This window comes from Paenibacillus thermotolerans, assembly GCF_028745515.1.
GTDB lineage: Bacteria > Bacillota > Bacilli > Paenibacillales > YIM-B00363 > Paenibacillus_AE > Paenibacillus_AE thermotolerans.
Window position 1 is genome coordinate 1 of the sequence record NZ_JAQZSG010000032.1, and the last position, 19,809, is coordinate 19,809.

Genomic DNA, 19,809 nt, shown 5'->3' on the forward strand with positions numbered 1-19,809 from the left:
CAATCTTATCTGTCGGTTTCTGTCTACTCTAGTCTAGCATTCACAGTAGTTCCAGATTCCTCTCATCTTTTTGAGTAAGATAATTTCCATCGTGGTCTTTTCTAATAGCTTTTATGGCATACTTAATATTATCTTTTGATATGTACTCATAAACGTGAGCAAAACCACCGATACCGATTATGGGTAAATCCAACTGATCATAATTTTTATTGGATTTTTCCCAAATATCTAAAACATCTCTCAAGGTGCATGGGTCAATTTCCTTTAAAACATTAAGTTGTTTCATGGTTGGTATTCCTCAATAAATTGCTTATAAAGCCGGATCTTCTCAGGAGCCATATCGCATAAATTTCGTTCATACAAACTAATAAGTGCAGGGCTGCATTTTAACCTTTTACATACATCAGAAATTTTCAGATTCTTTTCAATTCTCAAGAGTTTCCACTTCATACGATTCAACATAATCACATCCCTTAAAATGTTTTAATAAAAGCGAAAAATAAAATGAGTGGACGACAATTGCCATCCACCCACTTAATATTGTTAATTAAAGCATAGTGTACTGTGCTACGGCTTTTTTGCTTCCAACCTTCAATGTAGCCTCAGCGATTACTTGACCACGAATCGAATCACCAACTTTAGCAAGCGGTTCGAATTGCGGTTCACGCAAGTAATCAAGCGAAAGATAATTCAAATCAAACACAGTCATCTTATCAACGGAAGCGTGACGAGAAAGTACAAAGTGAACCGTACCATAGTTAGTACGGATCGAATCAACGACAAGACCGAACACACTATTTTGCGCAATATAGGAATACGAATCTTTATATATTCCGTCAATTTGCTCTTTAATATCAGCGTTTACGAGAGCAAAGTATTCACCGCTAGGCAAACCTTGGAGCCACAACTTTTTAACTGTATTCTTTACTTCATCTTCCGTTACAGTGTCGGCAGTTGCACCAGTTACAGTATTAGAAGCATGTGCCCATTTCTCGATGCCATCCATACGGCGAATGAATGGAGTAGCAGACCCATCATTACGTGATCCTGTTGTAAGTGCTTTTTCCATTGCTACTTTAATTTCAAGCAATCGATCGGCAACTTCACCTGAAAATACTTTACCTTGACCATTCACATTGATTGCATTAGCTGTTCCACTGATGGATGCACCCTTTTGGAAAATCTCCAAAATATTATTCAGTTCTGCTCGACCAGATTCATAGAACGTCACGTTCTCGTTACCTTCCGTAACGGATACGTCAGAAGTAGTATCAAGCGAACGTTCGCGCCATGTTTGGACTGTACCATTAGCTTTACCTGTTAGGCCGCGAGCCAACAACAGGGAACTAAGCGGAGTATCTTGTACCCCAATTTTTACAATTTCTTTGGCGAGCGAAATAGATTCCGCAGAAGTAAGATTACTTGTTTTAAACATCCTTATTACATCTCCTTAATTAAATAGTTTTTGTAGTTTTGAATCGATCATGCCAAGAACATCATTATTTTTTTCAGCAATGTCATAAGCAGACTGTTGCTTGTGACTTTCTGGTCTATAAGATGAATCGACTTTTCGAGCCTTTAATACATCATGAAGTTTGCCGATTTTATTTTTTAAATCCTCGGCATCACTAGCTGAAATTAGTTCGGCAAAATCGGAAACATCTGCTTCCTTCATCAGTAGTACCATTTCCTTTTGAAGTAAATCTGCTTGTTTCTGTTCAAGCTGCTTCTCAGCATCCGTTTTTTCTTTCGGTTTGTGTTTCGCTAATTCGTCCTGAACCGGCTGCAATACTTCCTTTTCCCACTTTTGCTTTTCCTGTTGTAGTAACTCATTGACTTGATCTTGTGTGTAAGTTTCCATACAATCATCCCTTCTCTTGAAAGTTTATATTAATCAAGGCAAACGCCCTGATTTTAATAATTGCTGTTACCCCATTCCCCTTAAAATTATTTAATTGCAGAGCAAAAAAAATAGACCGTGTAAACGGTCAAGAGAAAGGGAGATTTGGAGGATAAATAAAATGAACTGAACTTGTAAAAATTGCTCGGTTAGAGGATTTTACCCCTCTATATATAGTGCTAAAAATATAAAGGGGATATGAACTATACTTTTGCTTTCTTAAGATTTTTATTTTTTGTATCTATGTATTGCTTATGTTTATGTATATGTGAATCCAAATCAATAAGATAATTTTGCATAATATCGATACACTTATTATAGATAGACTCGATTTGTTTTATTTCTTTCTTAGTTTTTATATTTGGAAACTCGCCCTTCTCAAGAATATTACTTAGTAATAGCCAAGATTTGGGGTGAAGTTTGTTTTCCAAAATACATCTCATAGATTTTCTTTTATCAATTGTTCCACCATCGGTTAAGACGTCAAATATCGATGTTGTAAAATCCTTTTTATTAAAATCTCGAACTACTTGTTCACCGAGTTGATAATTTAATTTAAGCCACGATACCAAAAACTTAAATTTATACACAATCATATTATCATTTCTGTCTTCTTTAACCATCTCATTAAACCGTAAAAAATGTTCAATTCGTTGAGATACTGGAACAAATTTTGATTGTTTATCAAACCAAGATTCATACAATCGTTTTATTGTCGTGCCTATTTCTTCTTCAATCTCTTTAACTCTTTGCGCCGACACCTTATACTTTGATCCAATTGATTCATATGTTACTCTGTCTGAACGTTTTGTATTGTATTTTTTAGAGTAATATTCCAATAAGTCGTCATAAACCTTTTGTTGCAATTCTGTAAAATGTTCTTTAAAATTAATCCGCTCTATAAATTGCTGAAATGTTTCACTGTTATAATCTTCTTTCCATCTTTTATAACTTGCTAAATTATATGAAGATTTTATATCTCCTTCATCGGTCGCAGACTTTTCTTTTTCCTGAAAATCTGGTCTAAGTATTTTTTTCTCGTCTGAAAGTACTTCAACCCTGTCTTTAAATTCATTATCTGTTACTGTGAGAATCCAATTCACAAGGTTCCTATGATTATGTACCCTACCTTTTGAATCTAAGGGATATTTCCCATCCTTGTTTGACATAAAATCCAAAAGCAATTCATTAAAGATTGATTTTATTTCTTCCCTCGAATAATAATCATAATAGATTTTATAAAGTTGCGTTATCTTAGAGTTGAACTGAGGAATATTATAACGAAATTCATCTATTCTGTTTCTTCCTTTAGCTTTTTTATTGATTTGTAATATTTTCTTTGTTTCTTGATTTTTCCAAAAGAGTTCTTCTAATATTGCATTGTTTCCATTTCGATACTCAATGATAATTTCCTTTAAATCAATATTTTCGTTTTCATTCGTCGTCGTGCTTTGAACCACTTAATCACACTCCAGTTATAATATTTTCTTTTTCGTAGGATCGTCTTCATTTAAAAAACATCCTTTCGTGCGCACAATGCGCTTCTTTTTTAGTTTAACGTCCGGTATATTGCGGTCACTCAGACGGTCAAGTTATTTTTGTTCTCCCGACTATGGGAGACAAAAAATTCATCTTCTTTAATTAACTATTCAAAAAAGCATCTTCACCATCAAGTGTAATTTGAAACTTATACGTTCCATTTTCAATTATTGGGTTATACACTAGATGACTTCCATTCAGTTTTATTAATGCTTGACTAATATGTGCCGTATTAATAAATTCCTTACTCTTCTTCTTTATGTCCGCTTCACTCAACCACTCATCTTTATACTCATACAGCACTTTTAAAACTTGTAGCTGGGTTTTAGTTAATTTCATATACTCACCTCCTTTCGAGAAATAAATTTGTAAAAGTGCTTGCAATAAAACTAGAGATTTATTATAATTGACGACATAGCATACGAATGGGTAAAGTAAATACAATCCAGAAAAAAAGAATAAAAAGGTAGCAACTGTTTTCTTTGGGCAGTCGATACCTTTAATTTATCATTCTATTGTAAATTTTTCAATAGTTTTTTTGGTCTTTATAAGAATATTATTGAATTTCGACTTTTACATACCCGCAATCATACTCGTTCATGTCGCTCAACAACGTTTTAAACGAGCGTTCGAACCACATAAAGTAACCATCCGTTGTCTCCAAGATATTCTCCTGAAAGTTAATCCCAAGGCATCCAGCATCCTCTAAGTCCTCAAGAGTTGCCACGGTATATTCAGGATCGGTTGCAGCTTCCTCCTTATCTAGCGTGAGAATCCATCCATACTCTTCCGAAACGTAAGCATAAACTTTTTTGACGTCGATAGCTTTTTTCATTTTTCATTCTCTCCCTTAGAACTATTTATTGGATGATTATTTAGTTCTTCGATACGATAATAAAGTTCATACTGCCAATCCACATCATGGGTATCTGAGGCGAGTTTAGACAAATTTTCTAATGTAATTAATTTCCAAAAGTGATTTGCATTAGCATCCATTAAAATCGCCATCTCATCAAGTTCTTGTTTGGACAATTCTCTTTGTCGTTTTTGGATAGTCCATAGTTCAGCCATGCGTTGGTGAATAGCCAAGATAGTCAAGTGCGTTACCCCCTTTCATTTTTAAATTTTCCCATAAGAAACTAGCAAAAAAGCGTATACTTTTTTGTTGATGAGTGGTATTATATATTTGATAGTTATACCGATGTCGGTATAACCCTTACCCTTTTATTATACCGTTATCGGTATAATGTCAACACCTAATTTGGGGAGTGAAATCGTACAATGGTCAGACTAAAAATCCGACTACAGGACGTACTCGACGAAAGAGGGATGTCGCAAAATCAATTATCGAAGTTATCCAACGTTACACAATCAAAAATCTCGAATTTATGTAACAACAAATTGCAGGAATTAAACATAGGTATCATTGAACGTATCGCGAATGCGTTGAACATTACGGACATTTCTAAACTAATGCAGTTTGAAGAAGAATAAAAAAAGGATGGGGTCGCAATCGTGATCCCATCCTTTTTTATGATTTTATAAATTGGCCATTAAGTGAAATCTGAGTCGGACAGCCGTGCCTTTATCTTCTTAAAGAAGTCCTCACCGTAAAGTTCTTTGAGTCGTTTCCCTCGATCTGCACCTTTAATTGGCGGTATGGTTGCTGCCTTTATATAGTCCCATTTGAGTTTCATTCGTCCAATGAAACAAGCATATGAAATCCCACTCCTTGCAGCTAATTCCAAGAGTTCAATTGGATATTTTCGGTTCATTTTGCCCAATTGAATTGCGCATTTTCTGTCTCGTTGCTCTAGTGCTTCCTTAATTGTTGTGGTTGCCGCCCGTTGCTCATCCCATCCTCTACGTATTCGATGAGAAAGTGCATTTTCAGAAATTCCGTTCGATTTCGCTAATGATTTTAACACTGGATTGAATTTTTTAATTGCTCGTGGTGGAGTAATAATGGCTTTCCGTTTCCCCCATCCATGACGACGAATACGATCTCTAAGGAGTCCTTTACTTACACCGTGATTTTTCGCTTCATCATAATCTTCATCAGTTATGTACCAATCATAAGGATTGTAACTCTTACTTCTGTCCATCTAAGTTGCTCCTTTTTAAATGTAAATTAAAATAAAGCAAACTAATTTATTTAACATTTATTACCATATATTAATGTTAGCACTACAGGCAAAAAGGGTGCTACCAGTAAATATTTCCACAAAAAGCTGATATCGACTAGAAAAGGAAAACGCCCCCAATCATGAGGGCGTTTCTTGTTTATTTTACATATTTATTGATTAGCGAATCACGTTCCGTTCTAAGGCGCTCAATTTCGTCTTGTATGGCGTTTTTGCGTTCAGCGGTACAAGTTCTATCTAATGCTTCTTTAACAAGCCGTAAATGCCTTCTGGCTAGGTTATACAGTGTATCAGCATCTTCGTCATTCATAATCCAAATCAGGCGATTATAATGTGTAGTATTATCCAGCAATTCGGGTGTCTTCTTCATTGTCAAATCCCCTCCATATTGGCAAGAGGACTATGCTTCTGATATTTCTTCCCGACTTCCTCATCACTAAAATCCAAATATGCCTTTTGGGTAACTTCTACACTGGAATGCCCTAATATGCGTGAGAGTGTGAACCAGTCACCGCCATTTAATATGTAATACTTTGCAAAGTTGTTACGAAGCTGGTGCGGATGTATTTCAACCCCTACCTTATTTCCAGCATCCTTTAGTGCCTTCTCAAAATTACGTATTTCAAGCTGTGTTCCCCTTGTTGTAGGGAAGAGAAAAGGACTCTCCACATAACGATCCTTATATTTTATCCAAGATTTCAGTTCTGCCGAAAGCTTAGGTGAAAAGTACACATATCGTTGCTGTTTGTTTTTCGGGTTAATGATTAAAATGCTTTTGTGATTAAAGTCGATATGCTCAGGCATCAAAGACAAACATTCGCCAATCCGCATTCCTGTATCAAGCAGCGTTTTTGTAATCAAAGCATTCCTATAATCATGGAACTTTGAAACATCGAATTGTTTAATAACTGTGCTTATATCATATGGTGTAAGAGTCCTTTTCAACTTACGTTCTACCTTTGGATTCTCAATGGATTCACATGGATTTTTCGTTATTTCACGTTCAATTCCATGAAGCCAATTAAAAAACACTTTAATGTTGCGAACATAATTAGCAACTGTAGTTGTAGAAACCTGCTTTTTATAGTCCGTTCGGCGGTCAGGATGATTCTGTTCCTTAGTATTTGCATTTGACACTACAGTATACTTTCCACGTTCTTGAACAAACTTGATGTACTGTCTAACGTGTCCCGACTGAACTTTTCTTGCATCTTCAATCTTAAATGAATCTTTAAGGTAAATTCCAAAAAGTTTTAACGTCTGCTCATAACTTGCTAACGTCTTACGCGCCAAGTTACGTGATGAACAGTAAAGCATAAAATTGTCGAGTTGAAAATCAAAATCCGTCATAAAAAATACCACTCCCTCATTGAGTTTTGGCAACCCAATAAAGCAATGGTATTTATACAAGTGACGTATGGAAATTTATCGCCTTAATTTTGCTAATGAAAAAGACATTCTACAAAATTGGTCGGCTCCCATTTTCCCAAAAACCCTTAATATCCCCCGTCTCAGCTAACCTTATTCTCGATCCGCAGCTTGTCCGCCACCATCGCGATAAACTCGCTGTTCGTAGGCTTGGCTTTGGATATGTTGATCGTATAGCCGAACAGATGCGAGATCGAATCGATGTTGCCCCGCGTCCAGGCGACCTCGATTGCATGGCGAATCGCCCGCTCCACCCGGGAAGGGGTCGTCCGGTANGCCGAACAGATGCGAGATCGAATCGATGTTGCCCCGCGTCCAGGCGACCTCGATTGCATGGCGAATCGCCCGCTCCACCCGGGAAGGGGTCGTCCGGTACTTCTCCGCAATGGCCGGATAAAGCGTCTTCGTTACGGCGCTTAACAATTCGATATTGTTATAAACCATCGTAATGGCGTCCCGCAAATATTGATAACCTTTAATATGTGCCGGCACGCCGACCTCGTGAATAATGTTCGTAATGCTTGCGTCCAAATTCGGCTTGCCCGCCGGTCTGGCCGGAGTCATCATCCGTTTGCGCTGCTGCGATTGGAACTGAATGGCGCTCGCGGAAGTGGAGCCGGCAGACACGTTCGGAACACCGGCAAGCTGGCGGATCCGATTGGCCAGCACGTCCATATCGAAAGGCTTCAAGATATAATAAGATGCGCCTAATTGAACGGCTTTTTGGGTAATGTTTTCTTGGCCGAACGCCGTGAGCATAATTATTTTCGGCATCGGATTGAGATCGTATTCCCGAAGCTTCTCAAGTACGCCAAGCCCGTCCAAGTGCGGCATAATGATATCCAGAATTAAAATATCGGGCACCGTATCCCGTTCTTCGAGCAATTTCAGCACTTCTTCCCCGTTATAGGCTACACCCGCAACGGTCATATCTTCCTGTTCGGCGATATATTCGGACAACAAATTCGCAAATTCGCGATTGTCGTCTGCCAGTAAAACTTCAATGGTCTGCAAAACGAATCCTCCTTAAGCTAGCTCATAACTGGCCATTATTTGGTCATATATGGAATTCGACACCGGAACTCAAATTCCTCCTGTCGAAAATTTTTATTTTCCGGCACTTTATTCATTATGTACGGAATAGGGAAAACCCCAAGGTGAGTTAACTCGCCTTAGGATTCGCCTTCTCGGATTTCATTAGAATGCCGGCATCGCGCAGCATCCATTCGATAAAGCAGCCGTATCCGCTTGTCGGGTCGTTAACGAACACATGCGTCACTGCGCCGATCAGCTTGCCGTCCTGAACGATGGGGCTGCCGCTCATCCCTTGTACGATTCCTCCGGTTTTGTCGACAAGCCTCGGGTCCGTAATTTTGATAATCAAGCCTTTGGTCGCCGGGAAAGCCTGCTTCGCCACATGAACGATCTGGATATTGAACTTTTCCACCTTCTGTCCGTTCACTACCGTGTAAATATGTGCCGGACCTTCCTTCACTTCGTTGGCGAAAGCGATCGGGATCGGCTTGTTTTCTTTGCCGTACTCCGGGGCTTCGTTCATTTTGCCGAAAATGCCGAAATCGGTGTTTTTCTCGATATTTCCGAGCACTTTGTCCTCCCGGAAAAAATGCGCCCGTTTTTCGCCCGGTTCGCCGTTGTGGCTTTTGGAGATCGAAGTAACGTTGGAATATACGATTTCGCCTCCGCCGACCACGATCGGAGTTTGCGTATCCATATCGGTGATGACATGGCCCAGCGCGCCGTAAGCCTTCTGATCCGGTGCATAGAACGTCAGCGTTCCGACACCCGCGGCCGAATCGCGGATATAAACGCCCAATCGGTAGGCGCGATCCTCCGCATCCCAAGCGGGTGTTATTTTCGCTTCGATTTCATGACCGCCCCTCAAAATAACGAGGTCGATCGGCTTTTTCTTTTCTCCCGCCGCTTGAACGATGGCAGCGACCTTATTGACGTCATCAAGCGGCTGACCGTTCATCCGAACGATTAAATCGCCGACTTTGATTTTCGCTTCCTCGCCGGGAGAAATTTTGTTCCCCTTGCCGTCGGAAACTAAATGATGACCCACAATAAGAACACCTTTAGACTTAATTTTTACGCCGATCGTCTGCCCGCCCGGAATCACCTTCAGATCCGGAACGACGTTCACCTTGACGGTCTTTAAAGGAATCGTTCCAAACAGCTTCAGCTTCATTTCCGCTTGGCCGGCTTGCTCGCTGCGCAGGGAAATCGGTTTACTCAAGTTTACGTCGATGGAAGGCTTCGACGAACCGTTCACCTTTACGATGTCCGGATTGTCCACCGACACTTGTGCGTGAACCGGCATGCTCAGATGGAGCTGCTTGCCTTGCCCGTCAAACAGATTGAGTTGCTCGGGAAACGTGGCAAAATGTTGAAACGGGGGCGATACGGTAATGAGACAAACAATAAAGACGAGCATAAGTCCGAATAGTCTTTTCTTGATGCCGGATCTCAACCCTTCCTCACGCTCCTTTACGTTTCTCGCTTAAATGGCGAAAAAGTTCGCTCAATAACGTACCTTTAAGGTAACCCCGCCCTAGTTGTTTTATTACTGCAAATGATTCCTTAATGCGTGATTACCACGCTGTTTTTCTTTGTTCGGCCAGGTTAAGCATTTCTTGAGCGTGCTGTAAAGTCGTGTCCGTCACCTCGACGCCTCCGAGCATTCGGGCGAGCTCGCGGGCTCGTTCTCCTTCGCCCAAACGGTGAATTTGCGTGAAGGTCCGGTCGTCTTGCACCGTCTTGACGATCGAATACTGCGCATCGGCCATACAGGCGACCTGCGGAAGGTGCGTAATGGCGAATACTTGGGCTTCTCTGGCGAGACGAGCCATTTTCTCCGCAATCGCTTGGGCGGCTCGGCCGCTGACTCCGGTATCCACTTCGTCAAAAATAAGAACCGGGACCCGGTCCACCTTCGCAAAAATCGACTTTAACGCAAGCATAATTCGGGACAGCTCGCCGCCGGAGGCGATTTTATGAAGGCTGCGGAGCGGCTCCCCCGGATTCGGAGCAATGAGAAATTCCGCCGTATCCGTTCCTTCCTTCGTCCACCGGCCGTCCGTCGAGCCGAGCCCGACCTCGATTTTCGTTTTTTCCATATGCAGGTCCTTCAAATGCTCTGTCAGTTCGCGCGACAGCCGCGCAGCGGCCTCTTTCCGTTTGACGGAGAGCGCTTCGGCTTTTTTGCCCATTTCGCGAAGCTGCCGCTCCAGCTCTTTCTCAAGCTCCGCAATCCGTTCCTCGTGGTTGTCAAGCTTTTCAAGCTCCAGCTTCATGCGCTGTCCGTGCCGGATGACATCCTCCGCCGTTTCTCCGTATTTGCGCTTCAGGTGGGAAATCGTCGCCAGTCTTGTTTCGATTTCGTCCAGCCGGTCAGGATTGAACTCGATGCTTTCCTTGTAATCGCGAAGCTGATACGACGCGTCCTCGATTTGGTAATAAGCCGTCTGCAGCTGATCGATGATCGGAGAAATCGTTTTGCCGTCATATTTTACAATATCCGTAAGGCGTTGAATCGCTTTATTGACCGCTTCCAGCGCCTTCCCGCCGCCGTACAGACAATCGTAGGACTCGTTGGCGGATTGATGAAGCCGTTCGGCGTTCGACAGCTTCCGCTTTTCCTCCTGCAGCCCCTCGTCCTCGTTCGGCTTCAAAGCAGCCGCGGCTATTTCCTCCCACTGAAAGCGGTACAAATCCGCCAGCTGGAGCGCATTTTTGCCGGCATCCTTCGTTTGCTCGAGCTCGTTGCGAACCGCCGTGTAACGGTCGTAAACGGCCCTGTACGCCGCCTTCTCCGGCTCGATATCGGCCGCCGCATACGCGTCAAGCAGCTCCAAGTGCTTGTCCACCCTCAGCAGCGACTGGTGCTCATGCTGGCCGTGGATGTTGACCAGCGTCTCTCCCGCGGCTTTGAGCGTCGCCATCGTGACCAGCTGGCCGTTGATTCGTGCGGTGCTTTTGCCGCTTGCGGAAATTTCCCTTCGGACGATCAGCGGCTCGTCTTCATTCGCCGAAATGCCGTTCATCTCCAAGATGCTCCATACGGGATGATCCTTAGAAATATCAAAAAGAGCCTCGATTTCCGCTTTGTCGTATCCATGACGAACAAGGTCGGCTGAAGCTCTTCCTCCGATTGCAAAGCTTAAAGCATCGATTAATATGGATTTCCCGGCGCCGGTTTCGCCGGTCAGCACATGAAACCCTTCTTGAAAAGAAACGCGAACCTCGTCGATTACGGCCAAATGTTTAACGGACAGCTCCAGGAGCAAATTCGTTCCCTCCGTTATAGTGAAATAATGAGATTACGACAGCATTCCCAAAATTTGCTCGACGACACGCGAGCTTGTTTCCTTGTCGCGGCATATAATAAGCACGGTGTTATCGCCGCTGATCGTCCCCATCACATCGGGCCAATCCAGGTTGTCGATCAGCTCGGCCAGCGTATTCGCCGTACCGGGCAAGCTTTTCATCACGACAAGATGATCCGCATAATCGATCGAACCGAAATAATCGATCAGCGCGCGCTTGAGCTTCATCGCCGGGTTAAACTTCTGATCGGCGGGAAGCGAGTATTTGTAGCGCCCGTTCGCCAGCGGCACTTTGACCAGATGCATCTCCTTAATGTCTCTGGACACAGTGGCCTGCGTAACGGCAAAGCCGGCGGCGCGAAGCGCGTCAACCAGCTCGTCCTGCGTTTCGACTTCCTTGCTTGTAATAATTTCCCGAATTTTAATATGCCGTTGACCTTTCATGTCACAACTCCAGCTCAAAGCGAATTTTATGTACTTTTCGGTTGCTCAAATCCACGTATAACACGCCGGCGGTATTGTCGTATAAGAGCGCATATACAAGCAACGCTTCGCGAATCGCGCTTCCGGCCGCCGTATCGAGGGGTTTTCTGGTTCGGGACAGCTTCACAGCATACGTACGATTATCCTTCTCGGCGAAGTAATCGACAAACAACGAGCTTGCGAGCACTTCCTCATCCTTGTGAACCGTAACGGGCACCTTCACCTTGCCGTGGATGACAGCGTATCCATATTCCCTCAGCAGGTCGACCGCTTCGCCCTCCGGCAGGCTTCCTTCGCCGGCTCTCGGCACCGGCACTTCAGGCCTTTCGCGCAGCCATCGGCGAAGGGCGAAAAGACCCCATAAACAAAAACCGACAATCACAAGCAAAAGCACAATCGAATCGCTGCTGAACGCCAAAGGCCCTCACCTCCCCTTTCCTATTCTAGGGAAGATGTTGGGTTTCCTGCTGCTCTTTGTCCATCCGGCCGCAAAAAAGTGTCATGCGCCTGGTCGACGACACGGTCGATCAAGTCGCTGATTTCAGCCTTGCGGTTTGCGCCGGGCTCGACGCCTTGAGTTTCAGCAACAGACCATAGCGCCAAAAATTCAATGTTTCCTTCTCCTCCGGTGATCGGAGAATGCGTCAACCCTTGCAGCTCAAAGCCGCTGCGCTCCGCGAAAGCCGTCACCGTCTGCAGAACGTCCCGATGCACCTTCGGGTCCCGCACGATTCCTTTGCCCACCGATTCGCGCCCCGCTTCGAACTGCGGCTTCACAAGGGCCACCACTCGGCTTCCCGGCTGCAGCAGCGGTTTAAGCGGAGGAAGAATGAGCTGCAGCGAAATGAACGATACGTCCGTCGCCGCGAAGGTGGGAGCCGGCCCGGTCAGATGCTCCGGCGTAACGAAGCGGAAATTGAACTTCTCCATAACCTTAACCCTCGAATCGGTCCGCAGCGACCAATGCAGCTGATTTGTTCCTACGTCGATCGCATAGACGAACGCCGCACCGTGCTGCAGCGCGCAATCGGTAAATCCGCCCGTCGACGAGCCGATGTCGATCATAACGGCTCCCGACAGATCAAGCCCGAATTCGCGGATCGCCCGCTCCAGCTTTAAACCCCCACGGCTCACATACGGGTGAACGTCGCCTTTGACGATGATGGCGCCGGTAGCGGGCACCTTCATGCCGGCTTTCTCCATCCGTTCCCCGTTAACGAGCACGAGCCCGGCCATAACGGCCGCTTTCGCCTTTTCTCTGCTTTCAAAAAAGCCCTGCTCCACCAATAACACGTCAAGGCGTTCTTTCCGCTCAGACATCGACGCGTACCCCGCTTGCCGTCTTCGACCGAATGACCTCCGCAAGCCTTTCTTGCGTCAATCCGACTTCGTTCCGTTGATCTTGAATGCTGCCGTGTTCGATGAACCGGTCCGGCACGCCTAAGATCGATATATCGGGGACACGCTTGCCGGTAAAAGCATAAAACTCAAGAACCGCGCTGCCGAGCCCTCCTTCGGCAGTGCCCTCTTCCATGACCGCCATCGGGATGCGTTCGTCTGCGAGTTCGTTCAGCAACCGAGCATCGAGCGGCTTCACGAAGCGGGCGTTAATGACCCGAAGCGAAATCCCTTCCTGCTCGAGCGCTTCGGCCGTTCGGAGGGCGACCTCAACCATCGGCCCAATGGCAAGCACCGCCGCGTCCTTGCCCGCTCGAAGCACATCCCATGTGCCGATCGGCACGGCGCGGTATTGTCCGTCCCATTCGACGCCCGTTCCGCTAACCCTCGGGTATCGGACGGCGATCGGCCCGCCGTCGTAACGGACCGCCGTATAAAGCAGGTCGCGCAGCTCGTTCTCGTCCTTGGGCATGGCGATCGTCATGTTCGGAATATGGCGCAAATACGCCATATCGTATACGCCGTGATGCGTCTCCCCGTCCGGACCGACAAAGCCCGCCCGGTCGATGGCGAACACGACGTTCAAATTTTGTCTGCATATGTCGTGCAGCACTTGATCGTACGCTCTTTGGAGGAAGGTCGAGTATACCGCGTATACGGGCTTCATCCCTTCGGCAGCCAGACCGGCGCACATCGTCGCCGCATGCTGCTCGGCGATGCCGACGTCGAACATCCGGTCCGGGAACTTTTCGGCGAACTTCAGCAGCCCCGAGCCGCCCGGCATGGCCGGCGTGACCGCCACAATCCGAGGGTCGCGTTCGGCCAGCTCGATGATCGTCTTGCCGAACACCTCGGTATACATCGGCGGACCTGACGATTTGACGACTTGACCGGACTCGATCTTATAAGCTCCCGCTCCGTGCCATGCGTGCGAATCCGCCTCCGCCGGAGCGTAGCCCTTGCCTTTGGTCGTTACGACATGCACAAGCACCGGACCCGCTACCTTCTCCGCTTGCTTGAACGTTTCCAGCAGCAATGAAATGTTATGTCCGTCCACCGGACCGATATATGTAAAGCCGAGTTCCTCAAACAGCACGCCCGATACGACCAAATATTTCAAGCTATCCTTCAGCTTTTCCGCCCAATTCGCCAAAGTGCCGCCGATGGCGGGCACCTTCTTGAGCAAATTTTCGACTTCGTCCTTCGCCCTCAGGTACGTTTTATCGGAACGAATTTTGCTCAAGTAATTGTGCAGCGCCCCGACGTTCGGAGCGATCGACATTTCGTTGTCGTTCAGCACGACCATCAGATTTTTCCGTTCGTGGCCGATATGGTTCAGCGCCTCTAGCGCCATCCCCCCGGTCATGGCGCCGTCTCCCACAATGGCGATGACTTTGTTGTCCTCGCCCTTCAAATCGCGCGCAATCGCCATGCCCATCGCAGCCGAAAGCGCCGTGCTGCTGTGGCCCGCCTCCCAAACGTCATGCTCGGATTCGGTGCGTTTAATATAGCCGCACAACCCTTTATACTTCCGCAATGTCGGAAACCGGTCTCGCCGGCCGGTCAATATTTTGTGGACGTACGATTGATGGCCCACATCAAAAATAAACTTATCCCTGGGGCTGTTGAACAGGTAGTGAAGCACGATCGTCAGCTCGACAACGCCTAAATTCGGGGACAGATGCCCTCCCGTTACGGATAAGTTCGATATCAAAAATTGTCTTATTTCATGAGCCAGCTGCTCCAAATCGGATAAGGAGAGACGTTTTACGTCGCTTGGCTGATTCACTCGCTCGAGCAGCACATCGGGTTCCCCGCTTTCCTTTGTTGAACACAGAATTCCCACTTTTCCAGCCGAATAACCCCGGCTGAGCGGTGCATCACTTGTGGTATTATACCATAGCGCCAATTCCCGCCTCAATCCGGGAAGGGCTGTGTCCGAAATAAAGCAAAAAAACCGCCTTGTGGCGGAAATCGCCGATATACATTGTTACATTGCGATCGCAGGGTTTGCACCCCGATTCATACATGACTGTGTGTAGGCCGGTTTTTTTTGTGGTGGGGCCAACCAAGGTGCGGAGGCGGAGTAAGTGGAGAAATTCCATTTGGAATACGGAACAAAGCTCCGTTGCAAGTAGCTGGGTAGGAGGCGTGATGGGCTGAAGCGGAAGTAAAGCTCCGTTGGAGGCGGTCGATCAGGCGGCACATCAGAGAGCAACGGAGCATCGTTCCGTTGGAGGCAGCTACTTTGGCGGTGTGCAGGTTGCAGCGGAAGTATGTTCCGTTCGAGGCGGTTGATCGTGCGGCGCGACAGAGTGCAACGGAACTTTTGTTCCGCTGCACGGCCCGCGCGCCTCTACGATTCGCGCGACATCAAATAATCGGCCAATTGCAGCAGACGCCGGGGATCGGGGACGTTCCCCGCGGTCAGCGCCGACTTGCCGCGCTCCGTGAGCTCGGCCACCATAGCGCGGCTGCGTTCCAATCCGATCAAGTACGGATACGTCACCTTGTTCTGCTCGACGTCGCTGTTCACGCTCTTGCCGAGCTTTTCCGCATCCCCGGTCACGTCCAATATGTCGTCTTGGATTTGGAAGGCGAGCCCGATCGAGCTGCCGAACGTAGTGAGCGCCGCAAGCTGGGCATCGTCCGCGCCGCCGATCCGCCCGCCCGCCCGAAGCGAAAACACGATTAAATCGCTCGTCTTATGCGTATGGATATATTCCAAGCCCTCGAGCGTCGTAACGCCTTGTTCGCCGAGAATGTCCGCCGCCTGACCGCCGACCATGCCGCCGGCACCGGCGTACAATGCAAGCTCGCCGGAAATGGCGAGCGCCGCGTCGGGCGGCACGTTCGGTCGGAGCGAAGGCATGGAGGCGAGGCAATAGAAGGCGTGCGTCAGCAGCGCATCCCCCGCAAGAATAGCCATCGCCTCGCCGTACACCTTATGATTGGTCGGCTTTCCGCGGCGAAAATCGTCGTTATCCATGGCCGGAAGATCGTCATGTATGAGCGAATACGTATGAATGAGCTCTACGGCGCAGGCCGCCGGCATCGCATCCTCCGCCGCGCCGCCGAGCGCCTCGCAAGCGGCGATCGTCAGCACGGGTCTCATCCGTTTGCCCCCGGCCATGAGCGAGTAGCTCATCGAATCGCGGAGCGCGGCGGGAACGTCCCAATGCTCGGGCACGATACGCTTCAGTGCGTCCGCCACCGCTTCGCCGTAATGCTTAATATAATGTTCGATTAAAGAGTCCGCGTCAAAAGCCAACATCTTCACCTTTCTCTTCCGCAGGCGAGAACGGCTTTTTGACCGCCTGCCCGTCTTCTTCGAGCAACATCTCTATTTTCCGTTCGACGGATTCCAGCTTCTGGCTGCAAATGCGGGACAAGCGCATCCCCTCTTGAAACAGCTCGATCGCCTGCTCCAGCGGAACGTCTCCGCCTTCCAGCTTCGCCACAATCCGCTCCAGCTCCTCCATCGCCTTCTCAAAGCCGATCGTCTCTTCACTCATCGCCGTTCTCCTCCCTCATCGACCATACTTGGCAGTCCAGCGCGCCGTCCGACAATTGCACGCGGACGAGGTCCCCCAGCTGAACCTGATCGATCGATTTCACCAATCGTTTCTTTTCGTTATACACAAGGCTGTACCCGCGCTGCATGACCTTCAACGGACTGAGCGCATCGAGCCGCCTCAACTCCACCGAAAGCGCGTGCCGGGCATCCTTCACCTGCGCGTTAACCAGCTGCAGCAGCTTCAGTTTCGACATGTCGAGCCGCCTTGACGCCTGCCTGATGGAATCCCGCGGGCTGGCATTCGCCAAACGCCGGTCCAGCCGCGCAAATCGATCGCGGGAAAGCGACGCACGCGCCTTCGCCTTTAGCATCAGAGACGAGGTCAGCCGGTCCAGCCGCTCGGTTTGCTGCAGCATAAGCTGCCGCCTCGGATCCGTCAGGAACGGCGAACGCTTCAATCGGGCGAGCCGTTCGCGCTTCCTCGTCACCTGAGCTTGCAGACCTGACTCGAGCCGCAGCGACAAATGACGTATCGACTGTTTCAGCTCGAGACGATGAGGAACGGCGAGCTCCGCCGCCGCGGTGGGCGTGGCCGCCCGCAGGTCGGCGACAAAGTCGGCGATCGTAAAATCGGTCTCGTGTCCTACGGCGGAAATGACGGGAATAACGGAAGAGGCGATCGCCCGGGCCACCGCCTCCTCGTTAAAGGCCCACAGCTCTTCCAAAGAGCCGCCGCCGCGGCCGACGATCAGCACGTCCGTCTCCTTCCGCTCGTTCATCGTACGGATCGCTTTCACGATCGAAGGAGCCGCGCCCGTCCCCTGAACGGACACCGGATACAGCAGTACCGGAATCGAAGGGTACCTTCGCTGCAGCGTAATGATAATATCCCGCACGGCCGCACCCGTCGGAGACGTGATGACGCCGATCGCCTTCGGGAACCGGGGAATCGGGCGCTTCCGCTCGGCGGCGAACAGCCCTTCCTCCTCGAGCTTCCGTTTCAGCTGCTCATACGCCAAATACAGACTGCCGATACCGTCGGGCTGCATGGAGCTGGCGTAAAACTGATACTGACCGTCCCGCTCATAGACGGCTACGTTGCCTCTCGCAATGACGCGCGTGCCGTCTTTCGGCATAAACGGCAGGCGCGAAGCCTGCGCCGCAAACATGACCGCCTTAATGCGGCTGTCTTTATCCTTTAATGTAAAATATAAATGTCCGCTGGAGTGGCGCGTAAAGTTCGATATTTCCCCCCGAACCCATATGTCTTGCAGCAAAGCGTCGGATTCGAGCTTCATTTTGACGTAACGGGTTAAATCCTTGATCGAAAAAATTCGGCGATTGTCCTCCACGGCGGCGGCTCACCTGCCGTTCCACAACGCTTGCGCCCTCTTCGCTGCCTGTACCGTGTTGCTCATGAGCATCGCGATCGTCATCCGCCCGACGCCGCCCGGAACCGGGGTGATGGCCGAGGCGACCTCTTTGACGGCGTCGAAGTCGACATCGCCGGCAAGCGTTCCGTCCTCCAGGCGATTGACGCCGACGTCGATCACGACGGCACCCGGCTTGACGTATTCGGCCGTTACGAATTTCGGCTTGCCGATCGCCGCAATCAAGATGTCGGCTTCACGGCTTACCTCCGGAAGATTGACCGTGCGGGAGTGGCAAACGGTGACCGTCGCATGCTCGCGAATGAGCAGCGCCGCCATCGGCTTCCCGACAATGTTGCTCCGCCCGATGACGACGGCCCGCTTGCCGGCCGGACTAACCCCGATCGCCCGCAGCATCTCGATAACCCCTGCGGGGGTGCACGGTACGAAGCCTTCGTCGCCGATGAGCAAATTGCCGATGCTGACCGGGTGGAAGCCGTCCACATCCTTGTCGACGCCGATCGCGTCGATGACCGCCTTCTCTTCAATGTGGGAAGGCAGCGGCATCTGCACCAATATTCCGTGAATTTCGTTGCTCTCGTTCAGCTCTCGAATCAAATCAAGGAGCTTGTCCTGCGCCGTCGATTCCGGCAGCCGGTATACCTGCGAATAAATGCCGAGCTCCTGGCAAGCCTTCTCCTTATTCCTGACGTACACGTGCGATGCGGGATCGTCGCCTACCAGAACGACCGCCAGGCCGGGCTTAACGCCGGAGGCGGTCAAAGCCTCAACCTCGCTCTTCAATCTCAGCTTCAATTGTCTCGCAATCGTTTTCCCATCAATGATTGTCGCGCTCAACGTTTCTCCCCCGTCCTATTATTGTGTTGCTCTTGCCGACGCTTTGATGTCGTCCAGCTCCTTGATCATTTTGCCGAGGACGCCGTTAACGAACTTCCCGGACTCTTCCGTCCCGAAATGCTTCGCCAGCTCGATCGCCTCGTTCACCGCCACTTTAGGCGGAATATCGTCGCTGTACACCATCTCGAACACGGCCAGACGGAGCACCTCCCGGTCCACCTTCGACAGCCTGTCCACCTGCCAGCCTTGCAAATACTTGCTTACAATTTGATCAATTTGCTCCTTCTTGCCGACCAATTCGTTCATTAACCGCTTCACATAGGCAAGCAGTTCGTCCGAGCCCGTCATATCCATGCCGGACTCGTTGTCGTTCAGCGCCTCTTCCATCGCCGTGCGCAGCGCCGCGTCCGCGCTTACCCGGTTCATCTCCATAATATATAGGCACTGCACCGCGATCGCTCTCGCGGATCTTCGTTTCATAAGTCAGCCTCCCGAAAAAAATCAATGGTTTATAAGTCTTTCTTTATCATTAAACAACGAAAAATCCCACATCCATGGGATTTCGCCGTTTTCGTTACCGATACCACCGATCCGACAGATAGCGAAAAACGGCCTTTATATCAAACCATTTTTCCCGAATGTCCGATTTTAAACCGAGCCAATATCCGATTGCGACAATAAGCGCAAAAGCCAGCATATCCCAGAAGCCCCAAATGAGATAAATAAATCCGAGAAATACGCCCGCCGAAACGCCTGCTACGCGCCCGAGACGCCCGTCCGCCGCCCATTCGGCAAACCGCTCCATGAATTGTTTCCACATAAGCGG

Annotated in this window: 23 protein-coding genes and 2 pseudogenes; 1 reads left to right on the top strand and 24 read right to left on the bottom strand. The window is 48.5% G+C overall.

Features of this window, described 5'->3' with window-relative positions:
• Nucleotides 1-40: 40 nt before the first annotated feature.
• From PT964_RS21010 to PT964_RS21040, 7 genes are all read right to left on the bottom strand, one after another.
• Nucleotides 41-286 carry a hypothetical protein gene (locus tag PT964_RS21010; RefSeq protein ID WP_274365318.1) on the bottom strand — a complete coding sequence of 82 codons (246 nt, stop codon included), beginning with the start codon at nt 284-286 and terminating at the stop codon, nt 41-43.
• 261 nt (nt 287-547) lie between these two features.
• A complete protein-coding gene (locus tag PT964_RS21015; protein WP_274365319.1) occupies nt 548-1,435 on the bottom strand; it encodes an SU10 major capsid protein in 888 nt (295 codons plus the stop codon).
• Between the two features lie 15 nt (nt 1,436-1,450).
• The gene (locus PT964_RS21020; RefSeq protein WP_274365320.1) at nt 1,451-1,861 is read right to left on the bottom strand and encodes a hypothetical protein; all 411 of its coding nucleotides are present in this window, start codon (nt 1,859-1,861) and stop codon (nt 1,451-1,453) included.
• A 242-nt stretch (nt 1,862-2,103) separates the two neighbouring features.
• Complete coding sequence (locus PT964_RS21025) at nt 2,104-3,360, bottom strand: hypothetical protein (protein ID WP_274365321.1); 1,257 nt, start codon at nt 3,358-3,360, stop codon at nt 2,104-2,106.
• Nucleotides 3,361-3,541: 181 nt separating this feature from the next.
• Nucleotides 3,542-3,778: a hypothetical protein gene (locus PT964_RS21030; RefSeq protein WP_274365322.1), complete on the bottom strand. Its 237-nt coding sequence runs from the start codon at nt 3,776-3,778 to the stop codon at nt 3,542-3,544.
• A gap of 217 nt (nt 3,779-3,995) precedes the next feature.
• Nucleotides 3,996-4,274, bottom strand: coding sequence for a hypothetical protein (locus tag PT964_RS21035; protein WP_274365323.1), 279 nt, complete (start codon nt 4,272-4,274; stop codon nt 3,996-3,998).
• The gene (locus PT964_RS21040; protein WP_274365324.1) at nt 4,271-4,537 is read right to left on the bottom strand and encodes a DUF7667 family protein; all 267 of its coding nucleotides are present in this window, start codon (nt 4,535-4,537) and stop codon (nt 4,271-4,273) included. Before PT964_RS21040 ends, PT964_RS21035 begins: the two co-directional genes overlap by 4 nt.
• A 183-nt stretch (nt 4,538-4,720) precedes the next feature.
• Here PT964_RS21040 and PT964_RS21045 point away from each other — a divergent pair, with 183 nt between their 5' ends.
• Nucleotides 4,721-4,933 carry a helix-turn-helix domain-containing protein gene (locus PT964_RS21045; RefSeq protein WP_274365325.1) on the top strand — a complete coding sequence of 71 codons (213 nt, stop codon included), beginning with the start codon at nt 4,721-4,723 and terminating at the stop codon, nt 4,931-4,933.
• A gap of 59 nt (nt 4,934-4,992) precedes the next feature.
• Here PT964_RS21045 and PT964_RS21050 read toward each other — a convergent pair whose 3' ends face one another.
• The 17 genes and pseudogenes from PT964_RS21050 to PT964_RS21125 all read right to left on the bottom strand — a co-directional run bounded on the left by PT964_RS21050 (nt 4,993) and on the right by PT964_RS21125 (nt 19,803).
• Complete coding sequence (locus PT964_RS21050; RefSeq protein ID WP_274365326.1) at nt 4,993-5,544, bottom strand: hypothetical protein; 552 nt, start codon at nt 5,542-5,544, stop codon at nt 4,993-4,995.
• A gap of 178 nt (nt 5,545-5,722) precedes the next feature.
• Nucleotides 5,723-5,953 carry a hypothetical protein gene (locus tag PT964_RS21055; RefSeq protein ID WP_274365327.1) on the bottom strand — a complete coding sequence of 77 codons (231 nt, stop codon included), beginning with the start codon at nt 5,951-5,953 and terminating at the stop codon, nt 5,723-5,725.
• Nucleotides 5,954-5,955: 2 nt separating this feature from the next.
• Entirely contained in the window at nt 5,956-6,933 is a 978-nt protein-coding gene (locus PT964_RS21060; protein ID WP_274365328.1) for a tyrosine-type recombinase/integrase, read from the bottom strand.
• A gap of 161 nt (nt 6,934-7,094) precedes the next feature.
• Nucleotides 7,095-7,283: pseudogene (locus PT964_RS26675) on the bottom strand (sporulation initiation factor Spo0A C-terminal domain-containing protein); the annotation flags it as partial.
• A gap of 4 nt (nt 7,284-7,287) precedes the next feature.
• A pseudogene (gene spo0A / locus PT964_RS21065) lies at nt 7,288-8,025 on the bottom strand (sporulation transcription factor Spo0A); the annotation flags it as partial.
• A 148-nt stretch (nt 8,026-8,173) separates the two neighbouring features.
• A complete protein-coding gene (gene spoIVB / locus PT964_RS21070) occupies nt 8,174-9,502 on the bottom strand; it encodes a SpoIVB peptidase (protein WP_274365329.1) in 1,329 nt (442 codons plus the stop codon).
• 121 nt (nt 9,503-9,623) lie between these two features.
• Nucleotides 9,624-11,318 (bottom strand): DNA repair protein RecN, encoded by a 1,695-nt coding sequence (gene recN / locus PT964_RS21075; protein ID WP_274365330.1) that lies wholly within the window; start codon nt 11,316-11,318, stop codon nt 9,624-9,626.
• Between the two features lie 33 nt (nt 11,319-11,351).
• The gene (ahrC, locus tag PT964_RS21080) at nt 11,352-11,801 is read right to left on the bottom strand and encodes a transcriptional regulator AhrC/ArgR (protein WP_274365331.1); all 450 of its coding nucleotides are present in this window, start codon (nt 11,799-11,801) and stop codon (nt 11,352-11,354) included.
• Between the two features lies 1 nt (nt 11,802).
• The gene (locus tag PT964_RS21085) at nt 11,803-12,258 is read right to left on the bottom strand and encodes a hypothetical protein (RefSeq protein WP_274365332.1); all 456 of its coding nucleotides are present in this window, start codon (nt 12,256-12,258) and stop codon (nt 11,803-11,805) included.
• A gap of 20 nt (nt 12,259-12,278) precedes the next feature.
• Nucleotides 12,279-13,160 (bottom strand): TlyA family RNA methyltransferase, encoded by an 882-nt coding sequence (locus PT964_RS21090; protein ID WP_274365333.1) that lies wholly within the window; start codon nt 13,158-13,160, stop codon nt 12,279-12,281.
• A complete protein-coding gene (gene dxs / locus PT964_RS21095) occupies nt 13,153-15,042 on the bottom strand; it encodes a 1-deoxy-D-xylulose-5-phosphate synthase (RefSeq protein WP_274365334.1) in 1,890 nt (629 codons plus the stop codon). Before dxs ends, PT964_RS21090 begins: the two co-directional genes overlap by 8 nt.
• A 552-nt stretch (nt 15,043-15,594) precedes the next feature.
• Nucleotides 15,595-16,512, bottom strand: a complete 918-nt coding sequence (locus PT964_RS21100; RefSeq protein ID WP_274365335.1) for a polyprenyl synthetase family protein — start codon at nt 16,510-16,512, stop codon at nt 15,595-15,597.
• Entirely contained in the window at nt 16,499-16,753 is a 255-nt protein-coding gene (gene xseB / locus PT964_RS21105; protein WP_274365336.1) for an exodeoxyribonuclease VII small subunit, read from the bottom strand. The genes PT964_RS21100 and xseB overlap by 14 nt, the downstream gene beginning before the upstream one ends.
• On the bottom strand, nt 16,746-18,053 hold the full coding sequence (xseA, locus tag PT964_RS21110) for an exodeoxyribonuclease VII large subunit (RefSeq protein ID WP_425262778.1): 1,308 nt from the start codon (nt 18,051-18,053) through the stop codon (nt 16,746-16,748). Before xseA ends, xseB begins: the two co-directional genes overlap by 8 nt.
• A 63-nt stretch (nt 18,054-18,116) precedes the next feature.
• A complete protein-coding gene (gene folD / locus PT964_RS21115) occupies nt 18,117-18,983 on the bottom strand; it encodes a bifunctional methylenetetrahydrofolate dehydrogenase/methenyltetrahydrofolate cyclohydrolase FolD (protein WP_274365338.1) in 867 nt (288 codons plus the stop codon).
• An 18-nt stretch (nt 18,984-19,001) separates the two neighbouring features.
• Nucleotides 19,002-19,463 carry a transcription antitermination factor NusB gene (nusB, locus tag PT964_RS21120; RefSeq protein ID WP_274365339.1) on the bottom strand — a complete coding sequence of 154 codons (462 nt, stop codon included), beginning with the start codon at nt 19,461-19,463 and terminating at the stop codon, nt 19,002-19,004.
• A 94-nt stretch (nt 19,464-19,557) separates the two neighbouring features.
• Nucleotides 19,558-19,803: a DUF2273 domain-containing protein gene (locus PT964_RS21125; RefSeq protein WP_274365340.1), complete on the bottom strand. Its 246-nt coding sequence runs from the start codon at nt 19,801-19,803 to the stop codon at nt 19,558-19,560.
• Between the last annotated feature and the right edge of the window lie 6 nt (nt 19,804-19,809).